Source organism: Vibrio quintilis (assembly GCF_024529975.1).
Lineage (GTDB): Bacteria > Pseudomonadota > Gammaproteobacteria > Enterobacterales > Vibrionaceae > Vibrio > Vibrio quintilis.
On record NZ_AP024897.1, the window covers coordinates 3084273 to 3098185 of the forward strand.

Below are 13913 nucleotides of genomic sequence, written 5' to 3' on the forward strand. Positions count from 1 at the left end.
TCACTCCCTTTTGAACTATCTAAACAGAAAATACTAAATTACTTCTTGCCATAAAATGCAAAATCAAGTGCATTAAAGCGGATAGTACTCTCCGAACAGAAGTTCACCCGCAATTCAGTTTTCCGGATCGGATTCGATTTAAACCAGAGGTAGTTATTGCTCAACGGCACAACATTTATCCCGGAACGAACCATGAATTTAATGCTCCGTTGATTATCAAACTGCCCGTCAGGATTATCACTCCAAAGCAATTTAACACGACACTCTTTTTTACCTTCCAGCGACAAATCAATCAGCAAAAAGTCTGCCTGATTAATTTCAGCCTGTGTTTGTGCAAAAGTAAACCTGCCATTATTATCCAGCAGATAACGGTTATCTTCTGCCTTACTGGCACGCTCCACTTTCACCGGAGTAGTCTGAGAATGAATCCGGTGGCTGATCTTCTCATTTTTAACCGCACTTCCCCATTTAACCGGCAGATAACTGATGTCATACATGATCAATGGCAAATCCGTCAGATGAGCTTCCTGAACCATCCCTTCACTGATTAACTGGTGATATAAGTCATTCTCTATCAGGTACTTTCGTCCGGCATAAGTCGCCAGGCTGTAATTACCATTGAGGAAGTATTTATAGAATAACTGATAACGTAACAACCCTTCAGAAACCCGGACAATTTTGACGTGAGAGGATTTAACTTTCTCCAGTTCAGTAAGCTGCGACTGCAAGCTGGGGATATTAAGTACTGAGTGTGATATTGTTGGTATCTTTTTATCGAAAATTGAATATCTTGCTGACTGGCTGATATAAGGATCAACAATCAGGAAAGTTTCATCACTTCCCAGCTTTTTAATTAACTGATATTCAGCCTTCAATTCTTTATAGTTATTTGATCCAATAAAACCACGACCTAAAAGTGGGATTTCTGAGTTATCCACAAATACAAAATTCGGATTGAGTTGAATCGTCTTATAGTTCTCCAGAGCATGAGGTGGAATATACCTCAGATAAAACTTGTGATAAGCCAGTAAAAAGAGCACCGATATAAATAACATAAAAGCTTTATGGCGATATTCTAGTTTTGAATAACGGTACAAAATTAAACAAGCACTCACAATAGAATAGAATGCAGAAAAATCACGCGCTCTGACAAAACTACCATCCGCTCTGCCTTCCATATAGCTCAAAACAAGAATAGGAAATATAAGCAGGAAGGAAAGCCAGACTTTATCATTATTTGTTAATTTACGATAGTGAACGACAACGATATACAGCCAGCATAAGTGAACAAGCACCCAATAATTAGAACGAACTAACTTACTTACCCCGCCATAATTGCCCCAGTAGAACAAGTTAAACCTTGCACTATCGAGACAATATAACAATGAATTATATATATATTCATAATTATAAATCGCGACACATAAAATAAAAACAAACACCAGTAAATGTATGTTATCAGGCCTTTGGTTTTCTTTATATATTTTATGTAATACAATCAGTACCAGCGGAAACAAAGATAGTCCGAAAGCAACACCAAATGCATCATAATAGATGAAATAACCGAAACTAAATGCAGCATAAAGTAGCAAAAAGCGATAATAATTTCTCCATGCAAACATTGACGACAATATAAACAGCCCAATTAATACAGGATAATATTGATCTCCTGTATGGAATGCTGAAGTGGCAGAAATAAAGAGAAAATAGATATTCGGAATAAAGCAACTTGAAACTAAAAGGAGAACCGTAATAAATAACAATTTTAATATGCGATGAGATATCACATAATTTAAATATGTTCCATCAAAGAATACATGATTAAACCAACCAGAGACCATATGTGACCAACCTTTCGTCGGAACATAATCAACATAAGATTGTTGACCGATTTGGAAAAGTTGATGGTATGGTGTAAACATTTCCCCTATGTGATATTCATCAGGCACGTAAATTCTGGCAAGATCACCCACTGACAGAAGTAAAATAAAGAATATTGAACAGATCAAAATAGCTTGATTTTTTTTCGCATTTTTCACTGATGCAATAAGTAAAGTCAGACAAATCCCCCAAACATATATATACAGCCAAACAGAATCAGGAAACAATATATCATTTCCACGATAGTGTTGAACTTCATTGGTCATAAATATAGGGGAAAAAGCCAGCATCAATTGAGAAAGAGATAAAAAGCTAAGACTCTTTTTTTTCATCAAATATAGCGCAGACAAAGCGACCAAACCAATAGCCAACAGATTCCACTCACTAATGCTATAGATGATATTGATAACCCGATATGAAAAATAAAAACATACAATAGAAATCAATAATTTAAGTATAAGCAAAGGAAATTTTGATAATGAACCGAATACACGTCGGCTATCTATTGATACTGACAGTGCTGCCAAATCCTCATCATTAACAAATCTATAAGTAACAAGAAAAAGAGCTATATAAATAAATACCAGATAATAAAATACACTTAAATCTGCTTGCTTATTTTTGGTTGAAAACAAAGTATCACCAAAAATAAAATAATTATAGTTATCTAGCGTATGTATCTGATATTTATATATAAACGCAGAGATAAGTAATGAGACAAAAAAAGAGGCAGCTAGCAGCAGATGCCGCCTTCTTAAATTAAAGTTAATTTCCATCTTGACCACGCTTTAAAGAAAACGAACCAGAACAAACATCATATAATGTTTTAATAATTTTAAGATTACCTTTTATCGGGCTGATTTTAGTAGGGACTTTACCTTTTGGATAAACTCTGGTTACCGGTATCTCGATACATCGATAACCACACCGGCTTGCCTCTATTGCCAGATAATAGTGCAGCTCATAACTGGTAAACTCTGGTCTGAATAGTGCAATATCATCAGATAACAGCAGCTTTGCACTATAGGCTCTGAAGCCATTGGTTGTATCGGTATATTTAAATCCGGAAGCATAACGCATCATAGGCACATGAATGAGTTTTAAGCCAGCCAGACGCGAAAACGGTGTGTTGACAGCTTGCCCGCCGGGAATAAAGCGGGAGCCCTGAATATGATCATATCCGGCTTCAAGTTTTTCGACAAAATCGTTAATATTTTCAACACTATCTTTGTTGTTGCCATCAATGACAACCACACCTTTATAGCCTTGTTCTAAAGCCCAGGAAAATGCAATTCGCATCTGACTTCCCAGTTTTCCGGCTTCTTCTTTCACAAGCAGGGTATTCACACCAAGGGCTTTTAACTGCTCAGAGTCGGTCGAACCATCGCTACTGCCACCATCAGAGATAATCACATCAACATTCTTTAAATCAGCCTGCTGCATACGAGCAAGCTGTTTATGGAGCTTTTCTCCTTCATTGATGACAAAAATCGCAACACAATAATCACTCTTTTTTCCCTGATGGAACACCTCCCGAAATTGAGGTACATCATAATACTTTGGTGGATTGATCATCTGTCCCGCCCCGTCTGACTCAAATTTTGCTTTTCATTGGTTGAACTAAATAAAACATTACTGCGGTTTTCATCCAGCATCACTGAACTGTTTTTCTCATAAATCACATTGTATTCTTTGTGATCACTCCGATCATTCAACAAACGGGCGATATATTCACCAAAAAATGACATCATGATAAACAATAAAACGAACATGAATGACATAAATAATATCGTGGTAGTCCAGCCAGGAGCGACCTCATCATTAATAAAATGAATAATCAAACTATAACAGGAAAAAATCATCGCCATTAAACTACCAATTACACCAAGAGAGCTCATCCAGCGTAATGGCTTGGTGGAATTAAAAATCATATGGTGCAACGTTTCTTTAATCCCGTTCAAAACACTTTTATGATGGACATTACTGACATAATCATCACAGGGAAAAGACTGGAGAGAATAGCCTGTATTTGCCATTTTCATATGAAGCTTACAGTAAAAACGTCCCGTTTCTGTAATCGCATTCACAGCCCTGCGGCTTAAGCACAGCGAACCGGTAGAGTTTTCAGGGAGTGTATAACCGATAGAGCGAAGTAAATAATTAGACCATTTTCTCAGAAAACGGTACGAAAAAGTCGTCACTTTACCTGTCGTACAAATAACAATGTCACTGCCAGACTTTCCCCGCTCAACCAAAGCTTCAATCATTGAACAACGATCTGTTTCAATATTGAGGTGAACAATAAAGTCGCCGATTGCATTTTCAATTCCGGCAGCAAGGGCGACATCATCCGTCACAATTTGAGACAGGCGAATATGTCTGATCGATTGATATTGAGACAATGGCTGAACCAGTTTGTCTTCAATGTTGTCAGTTGAACGCTGATCAATAATCACTATCTCATAGTCACTATACTGCTCACTCAAATACGGACTTAATTCAGATAAATAATTGATCAAAGTATCTGCCTGATTATTGACAACTAAAACAACCGAAACAAAAGTTTCACTCTTCATGACGCATCTAACCCTAGTTCATTAATTGTTTTGATAACGTCGTAAACGTTATCAATCTTGCCACCCATGACACAATGTAAACCGGGTAATCCGTAATTTGCTTTGAATAAAATCGGCCGGGAATCATCCGTGTCACTCCGGGGTAAAATCGTTTTCACTTCCCAAAGCGATTCTTTATATTTTACTTCGCTTAAAATTGGGATATATCGCTGGGCATCTTTTTGCATTTTCCGCCAGGCACTCTGCTTCAGACTGATATCAAAATGCTTATGGGCATCCAGATAAGAGATATCATTTTTATCATCCCACTCATAATGCGGTGTATAACGCACATGACTAAAAGAATGAGCCAGCTTAGAAGGGAATGGCATCACCGAGAAAAATGGCCCACACATCACGGTGATTCCTATATGCTTAAGTTCATCCGGCACGTCAACAATACACATCTCTGTCATTTCGTGGCGCAGAGGAATTAATTCAATTTCAGATTCATGTAACACAGAATTCAGCAATGAATACGTACAGTTAAAAACCTGTTGGCTGCGAACCTCTAATTGATCTGTTTCTGAATCAATGCTTAAGTGAAGAGCTGAATCAGATTCATTTCTCTTAATCTTTTTCACCCGGTGATTAAACAAAATGCTCACCCCCAGATTCTGTACACGTTCCAACATGACTTGCTTTAAAAGCGTGGCATTAAAAGCAAATTCTTTTACTGTAAAAACGCCATCAATCATATTAGGGCAAACCAGCTTTTTCACGGCTGAAGGTGCTGGTTCACAACTTGCACCAATTCGCTCACAGAACTTACGGAATTGATTAGATGTCACCTTCCCCAGACGATTTGCGATCATATAGTATTTATCAAAATCGCTATCAACACAGGCTTCAAACTCATCCACAAAACGGGGAAACGAGATGCGTGACCTTAAAGCTGTCAGCACACTTCTTGGATAGTGATAACCATTATGAACCCGGGCCTGATTCACATACGACGCTCTCTGCATCGCATCGCTTTCTTTTTCAACGATCAAAACCTTTTTATTTAGTCTGGCATAATATTCAGCAATATAAAGACCAAAAAAGCCACCACCAATAATTGTTATATCTACTGTTTTATCCATTTTTATTTTTCAATTTGCAGTCAGGGCAACCACACCCAGGATTATCAATCCAATACCAACCAAATTAATTAATGCCAAATGCTCGCCAAAAATCAGGACGGATGAGATTGCAACCACAGCAATCGCGCCACTGGTTAAAATAGGATGCGCGATGCTGAGAGGTAAATATGTTAATGCAACAGCGTACAAAATAAAAGCAATACCATATAAAGCCACCCCGCTAATCAAAGGTAAATTAAGCAAAATACTCAGCGGATTACTCAATTGTATTGGCGCATCTTTCGATGACATGGCCACTTTAATCAGTACACTTGCTGAAGCATTTGATAAAATACCCAGAATAAGAATCATCCACTTCATACCGACAATCCTAAGTAAATGCGTTTTATGAGCAACATAGCCTGCTCAATTTCAGCAACTGAATTTTCCGGCGATGAACTCAGCATTTCAATAGCCAGTGGATAATCAGGTAAATAACGCTGAACAGCTTCAGCTGCCTTTAAATGATAAGCATTATTTTTATTCAGCGGTACAAGCTGAGGCTCACTGACATGGATATGATGAACCCAGGGCACAACCTGCCGGATAACTTCATCCGGAGATTCCTGATTAATACACATGGCACCAATATCCAGCTGCATCCGGATATTTGGGTGATCAATCATTTCAACGACTTTGGCCGTTTCGAGACTGTCAGTCATAAAATTTGCGTTATAACAGGCTGGATTGGGCTCTAAACAAATCGTCACATCATGCAGCCTGGCAATATCACCCAAACGGCGGAAAAAATACCGGGCAATACGGGATGTATCTTTATCATTCAGATGAGCTCGATCCCGGTTTCTTGGAGAACCAAAGACTAATTTCCGGGCACCTAAACCATTCCCGATTCGGCATATATGCCCTAAATGCTGCAGCATTTCTTCCTGTATATCTTCACTTCCGAATACATTCAGCCCCTGTGTTCCAAACAATAAAGATTGCATTCCCAATGGCGATATATTTTTTTGCTGCCAGAATTGTTTGACTCTATCCAGCTCCGCCTCTTTTACCCGGGCTGGTTCAGGGAAATACTTGGGTGGCGCAATATCGATATAACTGACATCATGCAGATGCATCAAATCCGCAATCTCATGGTCAATCGCAGTATCCCAGGCAATATTAGAAATTGAAATCATGAATCATCCCGCTTATTTTTTAGGCTCAGACTGGGCATAAGCACGAATGGCTAATAAAGCCTCCTGCTTTGAATATTGATACGGTAAATTTGTTTTATATAAATCATTATGCTCAGTTCTGAAATCATATACCGCAGGCTTATCCACAGTATGTTGGTCAAATTCAAACCCAAACCCGTCTTGCGCAATTTCCTGTACCGATAAAGGTTCAGCCGTCAGATGTATTAAATTCACTTTTGCTGATACAGCCATTTGAATATCAGGCCATAAATTGACCATCGGATAGAACTGAAAGATTCCCCGGCTGTCGATAACATCCAGATTATTATCATTCAAAAAATCATAGATGACATTTTTCTTCAGGCCCGGCCCGACAAGCCCGGGCAAACGCACAATTAAACAGTTCTCAAACTGTTGTTTAACAAACTCTTCCAGTTGATACCGGTGTAAGCCGTAAGGATGTAAATCTTCGGTATTCACCGGCGTAGACTCAACAGCCTCCATCGGGTCTTTAAATACATCAACGGTACTGATCAGGATAAACTGCTGGCACTGAATTGTTGATAAATGATCAATTAATACGTCAATTGAAGCTTTATCCTGTTCCGGCTCTTTATTCGCTAACCATTTCACAGCAGAAACACCAGCACATACCACTGTATCAAATGATTTGCCTCTTATTTCGGAAATATTCGTTGAACGATACAGGTCTTCAAATGGCGCTTGTTTTAATAAAGTTTGTCCGACAAAGCCTGAAAATCCGATCAATGCATTTTTTTTCATCATATATTAACTCTTAATCACCAAAACCGAAGCTCAAATAAAAAGACAAACCAAAGTTTGTCTTAATAAATATATAGTGCAAATCATACACATTTATCCGGCTATTTTCACTTTAAGAAAGACAATAGCCCAGTTTATATTGACAAAGAAATCCAGATAATTGAGTTAGAAACGCTGATAAGGGCTCAAGATGATACGATTTATTCTACATATGTGTTTTTTTGAGCATTTAAGGTTATTATTATATATATAACCGATAAAGATGGATAATTATTCACTTTCAAAAAATCTGAAAACCAGCTTTGATAAACATTTTTTGTCTTTTAAATCATCATCTTCTATCAAAAACCAGCAAAAATCTTATTGACATTATTGTGTCATAAAAAATTGTCACAAAAGTGTTATGCACTGGTTAAGTAATTGATTTAAAGGAACATAAAAGTTCAATTAATGTTAAAATTGTATCGATTACATACAATTTTAAGTCAACTAATCTAAACACAAATTAAAAAGTATTTTCCCCAACAATCTGGATCATTTCCCCGATGTCGTGGATGGTTACTTCTGCGAATGATCGCATTAGGTGTTAATTACTGTTTTATCAGGAATTAATTGTAAAAAATAATCTCTAGGATTGAGAAATGAATAAAACACAACGTCATATAAACTGGCTTCTTGCCGTAAGTGCAATGGTTACTCTTCCTGCAACTGCAGCAGAAAAAGTAACGGTTAAAGATTCCGTATTGCTTGAACAGGCTCTGGCATTACAGTCTCTTAGTATCGCACCGGCAGAAACTGGTTTTAAAGCAGTAACACATGTCACATTGCCAAATGGTAAGAAGAAAGTTCGTTATCAACAGACATACCATGGTTTGCCAGTTTTTGATACTTCAGTTGTCGCGACAGAAACTAAATCCGGAAAAAGAGATGTATATGGTGTCATGGCAAAAGGCATTGCAGATGACGTCTCAACAATTACTCCGTCAATTGATCAAAAGCAAGCGCTGTCTATTGCAAAAGCTCACTTTAAAAGAGATAAAAATCTTTCCGAAACGCCAATACCTGAGCATGAAAATGCAAAACTGATGGTTCGTCTGGATAAGAATGAGCAGGCACAATTAGTTTATATGGTTGATTTCTTTGTTGCTGATGAGCACCCAACCCGCCCGTTTTTCTTCATTGATGCAGAAACCGGGGATATTCTGAAATCCTGGGAAGGTTTGAATCACAACGAAGCTGAAGCTGAAGGCCCGGGCGGAAACAAAAGAACCGGTAAATATGTTTATGGTGAAAATTCGAAACCTAAGTTCGCCATCGATAAAACCGGTTCAACCTGTACGATGAATACCAGCGAGGTGAAAACGGTCAACCTGAACGGGGGTAAAACAGGTACAACCGCTTATAGCTACACATGTTCAGATTCAACTAACTACAATGATTACAAATCTGTCAATGGTGCTTATTCTCCTTTGAATGATGCTCAGTACTATGGGCACATGATTGTCGATATGTATAAAGAGTGGCTGAATACTGAACCATTAAGTTTCCAGCTTGTCATGCGTGTTCACTATGGCAGCAGCTATGAAAACGCATTCTGGGATGGTTCAACCATGAGTTTCGGTGATGGTGCCAGTTATTTTTACCCGCTTGTAGATATTAACGTGAGTGCTCACGAAGTCAGCCATGGATTTACTGAGCAAAACTCAGGCCTGGTTTACAGTGGTCAGGCGGGTGGTATCAATGAAGCCTTCTCTGACATCGCCGGGGAAGCGATGGAATACTATGACCGTGGTAAAGTCGACTGGCTGGTTGGTGCTGATATCATGAAATCAGGCGATGCACTGCGTTATTTTGAAACCCCGTCCAAAGATGGAAGTTCAATCGATAATGCATCTGAGTATACCAGTAACCTGAACGTTCATTATTCCAGTGGTGTTTATAACCGCGCCTATTACCTGCTATCGACTAAATCAGGCTGGAATCCGAAAAAAGGCTTCCAGGCATTTGCTTATGCAAACAAATTATACTGGACAGCAAATGCAACCTATGATTCCGCAGCTTGTGGTGTTGCAAAAGCAGCAAAAGATCTGGGTTACTCTGTCGATGATGTTGTTGATGCATTTAAAACTGTCGGTGTAAATGCTGACTGTGATTCATCAACCAGCAGCAATGTTTTGGTCAAAGGTACACCGCTCACAGACTTATCAGGAGCAGCCAGCTCAGCCAAGTACTACACATTTACGGTAGATTCACTGTCTTATTCAACAGTAAAAACTTCTGGTGGCAGCGGCGACGTTGATTTGTATGTCAAAGCGGGCAAACAGCCTACAACCAGTTCTTATGATTGCCGTCCGTACAAAACAGGTAATACTGAATCCTGTAAAATCCTGACAAAATCAGGTCAGACTTACTATGTGATGCTTCGTGGTTACAGTGCATATTCAGGTGTTTCACTAAGCCTTGAATAATTGTCCTGAATGATAATTCACTTAACAATAAAAGGCGCGTTCAGCGCCTTTTATTGGTTAAAAGGGATTGATTATTCAGAACACTCAGTGTCTGCCAGGTTCAGGCAAATAAATATAAATGTTTGCTTTATTCTCTGACTTTCCCCGTTCACTTTGTAACTGGATGAAAGTACTCATGTCTTTGCCCGACTTCCCGTCTGCTCCGACAATCACTGAGATTTCCGGGGCAAAAACCTGTCGTCGGTTCAATTCATTTCTGCCGGTCTCCTGAATCAGATCTGTCAAGGGCCAGTAAGAAACAGCAATCACTATTTCCGGATGCTGCTGACCCAGTTGCGCAATTAGTTTTTCATTCCCTCTCAGATCAATATCTTGTGGAATATCCAGCGGTCCTGAAGCACACTCCTGCCATCCATTCTCACCAGAAAGTGCCTTTCCCGGCGGATATTGATCATCACCACTTAACATCATACGAACGCCCTGTATTCTTTTTTCTGTCAGAGAGTCATCTTCTGTAGCAAGTAAGCAAACAGTCCCGCCTTCCGGTAAAACCTGTGGTGCCAGCTCCCCTAACGCCATTCCCAGTTCAAGGTTTTTAACCTTTCTCTGCTCCGGCTCTGTATGACGATAACGCCGATCAATCTCATCATTCACAGTAATCATTGGGGCTTTCATCTTCCGGAAATCTTCAGCCATTGAGTTCATGTCATCAACAGATACGGATTTAACACGCTGAGCAGGTGTTGAGTTGACGGAAACTGAGGATGGCGCCCCCAGATGGATACAGCGGGTTTTATCCGGATCTGCTTGCCGGCACCCCTCAGTTGTAGTCACAACATGCGCTTCATTCCCTGTCTGACTGATATGTAAATGGTTAGCCCGCGCAGTACTGAGTCCTGTAACTGCAGGCAATATAAGCATACAGACCGGAAGCAATAGATGTATTTGGGCTTTTTTTAAATGAGCTGTCATAAACAACACTGCAATTGATTATCTGAATCACCTAAGCATATCGAAAGAAACCTGTTGATTTTCGCCAGAACCTCACAAAATGAACCAATCATGACTTGTCTCAGAATTTTGAAAAGACACAAAATATCCTGACATAATGCATGTTTTAAACACCACAGAAGTTATAGATAAAAAACTTTTCACTATACTTAAGTAACTTATGTAGAAACGGGCTGATAAATACAGTTATGCAAGAAGAAAAACATAACGATATTCAAGTGCTTAACCCATTAAAAAGCTATTTGGGACGCCGAATCATACAGATTCTGGTGTTACTTAGCGGCTCGATCACTCTATTAGTCACCTTAGTTCAGTTATTCTTCGACTATAATCAACAGTTTAGTGAAGTGGATAAACGGCACCATGAAATTAAAACAGTGCATACCAAACTGATTGCTTCATCACTCTGGGATCTCGATTTACTTGAACTTCAGCGTAATATGGACGGATTAATTCGCCTGCCTCATATTGACTATCTGCAGATAAAATCCAACAAATATAAATTTGAATCAGGAAAACCGGTGAACGGTAGTACCGTCAGTGCAACCTATCCGCTCACCTACACCGATCCTTATGGCATGGTTGAAACCGTCGGCTCTATCTATGTGGAATCTAACGCGTCGGCAATCTATGACACCCTGATCCACAATTTTCTCACCACACTGGCAACCAATATGGTGAAAACTGTCATTGTTTGCTACGTTATTCTGGTTATCTTTAACCGGAGTATTAATCAAAGAATTTTTACGATTGTTCAGTATCTCAGACAATACAATCCAAGCCATGAAAATAAAGAACTGGAACTGAATAATATTCGCTGGATTACCAGTGATGAGGATGAACTCTCCTGGCTGGCGAATGAAGTGAACAAGCTGACCCATGACCTGACGACCAACATTCATGGCTTACACGATACCCGGCTTGAACTCGAAGATTTAAACAAGAATCTGGAAAAAACTGTCGAAGAAAGAACAAAAGACCTTGAACAAAGCCTGCAACAACTGAAACGCACCCAAAATCAGTTGATCGAATCAGAAAAACTGGCGGCATTGGGCGGTCTGGTAGCCGGTGTCGCTCATGAAGTGAATACACCACTGGGAATCTCAACAACAGCCGCATCCATGGTGGCTGAAGTGATCACTGAATTAAACCATGCATTTGAATCACAAACCCTGACCAGCACTCAGTTTGCTGATCTGATGCATAAAATGGAAACAAGCAGTGCGCTGCTGGAGAGTAACCTGAACCGTGCCAGTAAGCTGATTAAAGACTTTAAACAAACAGCGGTCGATCAGGTTTCTGAAAGCCGTAACAGCTTTAATATCTCTCAGGTTTTGAACTCTCTGCTATCAAGCTTACACCCGGAAACAAGAAAAATACCCGTTCATCCGGCTATATCAGGTGACACCTCGCTGGAAATGAATAGTCTGCCGGGAGTATTAACGCAGGTGATTTCAAATCTGGTGTTGAACAGCGTCAACCATGCATTTGAAGACTGTAAACAGCCTGAAGTCCATATCAGCTTTTACGAAGAAAAAGAGAATATTATCTTTATTTATACTGATAACGGGTCAGGAATCCCTAAAGAGCTACATCAAAGAATTTTTGAGCCATTTTTCACCACCAAGCGTGGTAAAGGTGGGTCAGGACTGGGATTAAACCTGGTATTTAACCTCATCAGACAAAAACTGAAAGGTCATCTGGATTTCAAATCGGAACCGGGTCAGGGTGTGCATTACACGTTAACAATACCAAAAGAATTAAACAGCTAGCCAGTCATCTCATATAATGACTGTCATGTTATCATCTGCGTAAGAAGCAGAAGTAAGCTCATCTTCCTGCCGGGATACGATTTTATGCGAGTGAATCTCACCAATCCGGCTCACTGCCGCACACCCTGCCGAAATAGCGGTATTCACGGCACTGGCTTCCCCTTCAAACTTCACGGTAATCACACCATTACTTTTGGTTAACTCATATCCAATCAAAACAATATTTGCTGATTTAATAGCAGCATCTGCAGCTTCAATCGCAGCGGTTAACCCAACAGTTTCAATCAAACCCAAACTTTGTACAGACATATAGTTTTCCTGTTTATACGCTCAAATCCCTTCACTTTCTGATCAAGTTCCATCAGATATATTATTCAAAAAGTGAACCACTACTCTGTTGTCAGATAAACATTTATCCGGGAAACAACTTACCGGGAAACGCCCACCAAACAGTGCTTAATACAGACACATTGTTATATTTCACAAACCAACCGGTTTAACCTCTGTTGACATGCACATCATCACTGACCGTTACAAACACATAAACTATTAGTTGAAAAGCTGCCTCATCGCCAACTTTTGAGCCACTAAAAACCGACAGCTCTTCGTTTCATTAATTTAAATCAAAACCAGAACGGGTAAGCACCTGTTTCTGAATGTTTTTATTCAAAATTTACACACGAAAAGTCAACAGATCCTAATCATAATGAATCAGAATCAATCATTATTTGATTTTATTTTCCGGCCGGAATCAGCAATGCAAGGTTTTAATTGAAAGATTATGAATTCACAATCTTTAGCTGAAATCAGTCTGTTACCAGCAGATTCAAAATTGTGTTCTGAACGAATGCCGGCATGTATATCTCACACTAATGCGCACATAATTTAATATATATCTAACCTATTGCAGATGAAATAATAAATCTCTTTCTAATTCCTAAATTTTTGTATGCCATCACACTATTACAACCGGTTACATACAATACACTATGGGGTATGAATAAATTCGTGAATAAGACTGTCTGAGCGTGCGCTTAAACTTTGACTTAATGGACCTCTTTGATTATTCTCATATGATTATACCTTCATTGGTATAACAAATTATCACCATCACTTCGGG

At 39.2% G+C, this 13913-nt stretch carries 11 protein-coding genes; 2 read left to right on the forward strand and 9 right to left on the reverse strand.

The window, feature by feature from the left end; genetic code table 11:
- Positions 1-38: 38 nt before the first annotated feature.
- The 7 genes from OC443_RS14175 to OC443_RS14205 are packed head-to-tail and all read right to left on the reverse strand — an operon-like array spanning position 39 to position 7545.
- Positions 39-2657: a hypothetical protein gene (locus OC443_RS14175; RefSeq protein ID WP_073581478.1), complete on the reverse strand. Its 2619-nt coding sequence runs from the start codon at positions 2655-2657 to the stop codon at positions 39-41.
- Positions 2647-3456: a glycosyltransferase family 2 protein gene (locus OC443_RS14180; RefSeq protein WP_073581477.1), complete on the reverse strand. Its 810-nt coding sequence runs from the start codon at positions 3454-3456 to the stop codon at positions 2647-2649. Before OC443_RS14180 ends, OC443_RS14175 begins: the two co-directional genes overlap by 11 nt.
- Positions 3453-4457, reverse strand: coding sequence for a glycosyltransferase (locus OC443_RS14185; RefSeq protein WP_073581476.1), 1005 nt, complete (start codon positions 4455-4457; stop codon positions 3453-3455). Before OC443_RS14185 ends, OC443_RS14180 begins: the two co-directional genes overlap by 4 nt.
- Positions 4454-5581 carry an NAD(P)/FAD-dependent oxidoreductase gene (locus tag OC443_RS14190; RefSeq protein WP_073581475.1) on the reverse strand — a complete coding sequence of 376 codons (1128 nt, stop codon included), beginning with the start codon at positions 5579-5581 and terminating at the stop codon, positions 4454-4456. Before OC443_RS14190 ends, OC443_RS14185 begins: the two co-directional genes overlap by 4 nt.
- Positions 5582-5590: 9 nt before the next feature.
- Positions 5591-5941, reverse strand: coding sequence for a DMT family transporter (locus tag OC443_RS14195; protein ID WP_073581474.1), 351 nt, complete (start codon positions 5939-5941; stop codon positions 5591-5593).
- On the reverse strand, positions 5938-6759 hold the full coding sequence (locus OC443_RS14200) for a sugar phosphate isomerase/epimerase family protein (protein WP_073581473.1): 822 nt from the start codon (positions 6757-6759) through the stop codon (positions 5938-5940). The genes OC443_RS14195 and OC443_RS14200 overlap by 4 nt, the downstream gene beginning before the upstream one ends.
- Positions 6760-6771: 12 nt before the next feature.
- Positions 6772-7545: a Rossmann-fold NAD(P)-binding domain-containing protein gene (locus OC443_RS14205; protein WP_073581472.1), complete on the reverse strand. Its 774-nt coding sequence runs from the start codon at positions 7543-7545 to the stop codon at positions 6772-6774.
- A 638-nt stretch (positions 7546-8183) separates the two neighbouring features.
- Between OC443_RS14205 and OC443_RS14210 the strand changes: the two genes are divergently transcribed.
- Positions 8184-10010, forward strand: a complete 1827-nt coding sequence (locus OC443_RS14210) for a M4 family metallopeptidase (RefSeq protein ID WP_073581471.1) — start codon at positions 8184-8186, stop codon at positions 10008-10010.
- 84 nt (positions 10011-10094) lie between these two features.
- On the opposite strand, the gene OC443_RS14215 is transcribed toward OC443_RS14210, so the two are convergent.
- A complete protein-coding gene (locus tag OC443_RS14215) occupies positions 10095-10844 on the reverse strand; it encodes a type 1 periplasmic-binding domain-containing protein (RefSeq protein WP_143169273.1) in 750 nt (249 codons plus the stop codon).
- A 365-nt stretch (positions 10845-11209) separates the two neighbouring features.
- On the opposite strand from OC443_RS14215, the gene OC443_RS14220 reads away from it, so the two are divergent.
- Entirely contained in the window at positions 11210-12793 is a 1584-nt protein-coding gene (locus OC443_RS14220; protein WP_073581469.1) for a sensor histidine kinase, read from the forward strand.
- Positions 12794-12802: 9 nt separating this feature from the next.
- Here OC443_RS14220 and OC443_RS14225 read toward each other — a convergent pair whose 3' ends face one another.
- Complete coding sequence (locus OC443_RS14225) at positions 12803-13102, reverse strand: BMC domain-containing protein (RefSeq protein WP_073581468.1); 300 nt, start codon at positions 13100-13102, stop codon at positions 12803-12805.
- Between the last annotated feature and the right edge of the window lie 811 nt (positions 13103-13913).

Excerpts from the sequence above, each read along its gene's own strand:
- OC443_RS14175 (WP_073581478.1), bottom strand. The coding sequence starts at position 2,657 with ATGGAAATTAACTTTAATTTAAGAAGGCGGCATCTGCTGCTAGCTGCC.
- OC443_RS14180 (WP_073581477.1), bottom strand. The coding sequence starts at position 3,456 with ATGATCAATCCACCAAAGTATTATGATGTACCTCAATTTCGGGAGGTG.
- OC443_RS14185 (WP_073581476.1), bottom strand. The coding sequence starts at position 4,457 with ATGAAGAGTGAAACTTTTGTTTCGGTTGTTTTAGTTGTCAATAATCAG.
- OC443_RS14190 (WP_073581475.1), bottom strand. The coding sequence starts at position 5,581 with ATGGATAAAACAGTAGATATAACAATTATTGGTGGTGGCTTTTTTGGT.
- OC443_RS14195 (WP_073581474.1), bottom strand. The coding sequence starts at position 5,941 with ATGAAGTGGATGATTCTTATTCTGGGTATTTTATCAAATGCTTCAGCA.
- OC443_RS14200 (WP_073581473.1), bottom strand. The coding sequence starts at position 6,759 with ATGATTTCAATTTCTAATATTGCCTGGGATACTGCGATTGACCATGAG.
- OC443_RS14205 (WP_073581472.1), bottom strand. The coding sequence starts at position 7,545 with ATGATGAAAAAAAATGCATTGATCGGATTTTCAGGCTTTGTCGGACAA.
- OC443_RS14210 (WP_073581471.1), top strand. The coding sequence starts at position 8,184 with ATGAATAAAACACAACGTCATATAAACTGGCTTCTTGCCGTAAGTGCA.
- OC443_RS14220 (WP_073581469.1), top strand. The coding sequence starts at position 11,210 with ATGCAAGAAGAAAAACATAACGATATTCAAGTGCTTAACCCATTAAAA.
- OC443_RS14225 (WP_073581468.1), bottom strand. The coding sequence starts at position 13,102 with ATGTCTGTACAAAGTTTGGGTTTGATTGAAACTGTTGGGTTAACCGCT.